This is a genomic window from Mesorhizobium sp. M7A.F.Ca.US.002.01.1.1, assembly GCF_004022955.1.
Taxonomy (GTDB): domain Bacteria; phylum Pseudomonadota; class Alphaproteobacteria; order Rhizobiales; family Rhizobiaceae; genus Mesorhizobium; species Mesorhizobium ciceri.
Genome location: NZ_RZQE01000526.1, coordinates 1 through 3830, shown reverse-complemented (window position 1 = coordinate 3830; position 3830 = coordinate 1). Strand labels below are relative to the sequence as shown.

Sequence of the window (3830 nt, the reverse complement as noted above, 5' to 3'; positions counted from 1 at the left end):
CCGCGCGGCCACCCGCCTCAACCAGGCGACGATCTCTTCCATCGCCTCGATGGAACGGATGATTTCGCCGCCCGATACGATGACGGTGTCGAAAGGGCCGTCGCGCAGAGGTCTGGTGAGAAGCTTCAGGCCAGAGGAGCTTTCAACGTCGCCGCCGCCGGGCGACAGCAAAACCAACTCATAGCTGTCCGGGCGGCAGCGCTCCGCAATCTCGAAGACGGTTGTCGGCCCGGCCGCATCCAGAAGCTGGAAACCGGGGTGAACGACGACGGCAACGTGCCTGCGCATGGCAGTATTCGCCCGATTTATGTCATTTCGGACGAAACCTAACGCCGGTAGCCTCGTCGTCAAGCCATCTGGAGACCGGCAAAAGTCCTGGACGAAACGCTGCGCGCCATCGCTGCCCGCCATGGTGCCCGCACGGCAGACCTCGTCGCCATGCAACTCGAATATCCCCGGCCACGTGCATCGCCGTGACGTCGCGAAGTCGACGGGCATCTGACCGGCTCGGGGGGACTTTTCACGGCAAGGGAGTGACTGATGAAAGCATTGATCGCCGGGGCCGGTATCGGCGGCCTCACCACTGCTCTGTTCCTGCATGAGGCAGGCATCGAGGTCGAACTTTTCGAGCGGGCCGACGACATCCGCGAACTTGGCGTCGGCATCAACATGCTGCCTCACGCTGTCAAGGCGCTGGCCGGGCTTGGGCTGATGCCGGCGCTCGACGCGGAGGGGGTGAGGACACGCGAGCTTGTCTACACCAACCGCTTCGGCCAGATCGTATGGCAGGAATTGCGGGGCATCGATGCCGGCTATGAGGTTCCGCAAATCAGCATTCATCGCGGCAGGCTGCTGGGGCTGATTCACCGGGCCGTGGTGAACAGGCTTGGCGGCGACGTCATCAGCACGGCAAGCCGTGTCGATGCCTTCGAGCAGAACGAGGGCGAGGTCGTGGCGCATTTCCGCCGGCATGACGGCTCGCGCGGCGAGGCCCATGGCGACCTGCTCATAGGCGCCGACGGGATTCATTCCGCCGTCAGGGCCGTGCTCTATCCCGAAGAAGGGCCGCCGATCTGGAACGGCACGATGCTGTGGCGCGGCGCCACGCCGTGGCCGGTCTGGCGCGACGGGCGCACCATGGCGGTTGCCGGCGGCAATTTCGCCAAGTTCGTCTATTATCCGATCGAGCCGGATCGCGAAGAGACCAGGCTGACGAACTGGGCGGTGATGGCCAATACCGGCGATAGCGGCACATCACCGCTGCGTCCCGGCGACTGGAGCCGCCCGGGCGTGATCGACGATGTGCTGCCCTTCGTGCGTGACCGGTTTCAGCTTGATTTTGTCGACCCCGCCTCGATCATCCAGGCAACGGATGGCTTCTACGAATATCCGAACTGCGACCGCGACCCGCTGCCACGATGGTCGTTCGGGCGGGTGACGCTGCTCGGCGATGCGGCGCATCCCATGTACCCGGTGGGGTCGAACGGAGCCAGCCAGGCAATACTCGACGCTGGTTGCCTTGCGATGCATCTGGCCGCAGGACCGACCGTCGAAGCCGCGCTAACACGGTATGACGGGGAGCGGCGGCCGGCCACATCGGCCATCGTGCTGGCCAATCGGCAAGGCGGGCCGGAAGCGGTCATAGACATGGTCGAGGCCCGGGCGCCGCATGGGTTTGATGACATCGACGCCGTCGCTTCGCGCGAAGAACGCAAGAGCGTGGTACGCGGCTATGCGTCCCTGGCCGGGTTTGCAAAACCGAGTTGATCGCGAGTGGCGCGTTTTGCAGCCTACAGGTTTGCCTCGGCGAAGATGCGTGAGGCCCAGTCGAGGAAGACGCGAAGGCGCGGCGAGAGCTGTCTGTTCTGCGGGTAGAGCGCCGACAGCGGCGTCGGCGATGGCGGATAATCGGCCAGCACTTCGACCAGCGTCCCTTCGGCCAGGTCTTTGTCGAAGCGATAGCGCGGCGCCTGGATGAGGCCGAGGCCAAGCCGCGCCAGGTCGGCGGCGGTATCGGAATTGTTGGCGGCGACGCGGCCGGGCAGCCGCACCTCACGGATATTGCCGGCGACAGTGAATTCGAACGGAAGGGTCTCTCCGGTGCGCGACGAGACAAAGCCCACCGCCTGGTGACCATCGAGCGCATCGGGGGAGGCGGGCGTGCCGTGGCGCTCGAGATAGGCGGGGCTGGCGCAGGTGATCTCGCGGATCATCGCGAGCCGCCGCATGATCATGCCGCTGTCGGGCGGCTCGCCGACGCGGATCACGCAGTCCACGCCTTCACGCACGAGATCGACCAGCCGGTCGCTCTGGCCGATCTGCAGGTCGATGCGGGGATAGCGGTCGAGAAACTCCGGCAGGCGCGGCAACAGGAATGTGCGGGTGAGCAGCGTGCTGGCGTCGATGCGCAGCAGGCCGAAAGGCTCGGCGTTGCGGAAGGCGGCCTCGGCATCCTCGATCTCGGCCAGGATCGACAGGCAGCGCCGATAGTAGGCTTCACCATCCTGGGTGGCGTTCACCTGCCGCGTCGTTCGTTCCAGCAGCCGCGCGCCGAGTTGCTCCTCCAGCCGCCGGATGGCTTCCGTCGCGGTTGAGCGCGGCAGGCCGAGATCGGCCGCGGCAGCGGTGAAGCTGCGCCGCTCCAGAACGCGAACAAAGAGCCGCATCGTGTCCAGCCGATCCATGCTCTTTGTTCGCAGTTCCCGAATAGTGATGTCAATGGGTGGATGATTATCCGGAATTCGGCTTGGCCTATATCCGTGTCACCAACAACGCGGAGAGACTTCGATGACAAATCAAACCAGAACCGCGATCGTGACCGGCGCCTCCAAAGGCATCGGCGCCGCCATCGCACAGCGGCTCGCCCGTGACGGCGTCGCCGTTGTCGTCAACTATGCACGGGGCCGCGCGGAGGCCGAAGAACTGGTCCGCGCGATCGAGACCGGCGGCGGCAGGGCGATCGCCGTGCAGGCCGATATCGCCAATCCGAACGGCATCGCCGTGCTGTTCGACGCCGGCGAGAAGGCGTTCGGCGGCATCGACATCCTCGTCAACAATGCCGGCATCATGAAGATTTCGCCGATCGCGCAGACCGACGATGCTTCGTTCGACACCCAGATCGCGATCAATCTCGGCGGCGTGTTTCGCGGCATGCGGGAAGGTGCGCGCCGGCTTCGCGACGGCGGCCGCATGATCAATTTTTCCAGCAGCGTCGTCGGTCTTTATCAGTCGGGCTACGGCGTTTACGCCGCCACAAAGGCGGGTGTCGAGGCGATGACCCACATCCTGGCCAAGGAGCTTGGCGCGCGCCGTGTCACCGTCAACGCGGTGGCGCCCGGACCGATCGAGACCGCGCTGTTCACGGACGGCAAGAGCGAGGCGCAGATCGAGGCCATCGGCAAGATGATCCCGCTCGGCCGGCTCGGCCAGCCCGACGACATTGCCGGGCTGGTCTCGTTCCTGGCCGGTCCGGACAGCTTCTGGGTCAACGGGCAAATCATCCGCGCCAATGGCGGCGTGGTCTGAGGCGGCAACCAGGCCGGCTTGGCTCTCCTGACTGCCTGACTTCCACACTCGAAAAGCTAAGGAAACATCATGCCATTCGCCAACATCAAGCTACCGCAAGCGGCCCTCTCCAAAGCGCAGAAGGAAGACCTCATCCATCGGACGACCGCGATGTTCGTGGACTTTTTCGGTGAGGGCGTGCGCCCCTACACGATGGTGCTGGTCGATGAGGTCGCCGACGGAGGCTATGGCCGGGCCGACGAAGTGTTCGTCGTGCCGGAAGTTTTTCGCGCGAAGGAGTAGTGCAGGGCTAGACCTCGAAGAGG

4 protein-coding genes and 2 pseudogenes are annotated in these 3830 nt (G+C 65.0%); 4 read left to right on the top strand and 2 right to left on the bottom strand.

Going from position 1 to position 3830, the window contains the following annotated elements; genetic code table 11:
* Nucleotides 1-411 (bottom strand): annotated as a pseudogene (locus EN932_RS38490) (hypothetical protein); the annotation flags it as partial.
* On the opposite strand from EN932_RS38490, the pseudogene EN932_RS39220 reads away from it, so the two are divergent.
* Together EN932_RS39220 and EN932_RS31155 are read left to right on the top strand one after the other, a co-directional pair.
* Nucleotides 361-477, top strand: a pseudogene (locus EN932_RS39220) (transcriptional regulator); the annotation flags it as partial. The pseudogenes EN932_RS38490 and EN932_RS39220 overlap by 51 nt on opposite strands.
* Before the next feature lie 63 nt (nt 478-540).
* A complete protein-coding gene (locus EN932_RS31155; protein WP_063168617.1) occupies nt 541-1767 on the top strand; it encodes a flavin-dependent oxidoreductase in 1227 nt (408 codons plus the stop codon).
* A gap of 23 nt (nt 1768-1790) precedes the next feature.
* On the opposite strand, the gene EN932_RS31150 is transcribed toward EN932_RS31155, so the two are convergent.
* Nucleotides 1791-2684, bottom strand: a complete 894-nt coding sequence (locus tag EN932_RS31150; RefSeq protein WP_127385279.1) for a LysR family transcriptional regulator — start codon at nt 2682-2684, stop codon at nt 1791-1793.
* Between the two features lie 103 nt (nt 2685-2787).
* On the opposite strand from EN932_RS31150, the gene EN932_RS31145 reads away from it, so the two are divergent.
* Together EN932_RS31145 and EN932_RS31140 are read left to right on the top strand one after the other, a co-directional pair.
* Nucleotides 2788-3525, top strand: coding sequence for an SDR family oxidoreductase (locus EN932_RS31145; protein ID WP_024501705.1), 738 nt, complete (start codon nt 2788-2790; stop codon nt 3523-3525).
* Nucleotides 3526-3594: 69 nt separating this feature from the next.
* Nucleotides 3595-3807, top strand: coding sequence for a 4-oxalocrotonate tautomerase family protein (locus EN932_RS31140; protein WP_127369925.1), 213 nt, complete (start codon nt 3595-3597; stop codon nt 3805-3807).
* The last annotated feature ends 23 nt before the right edge of the window (nt 3808-3830 follow it).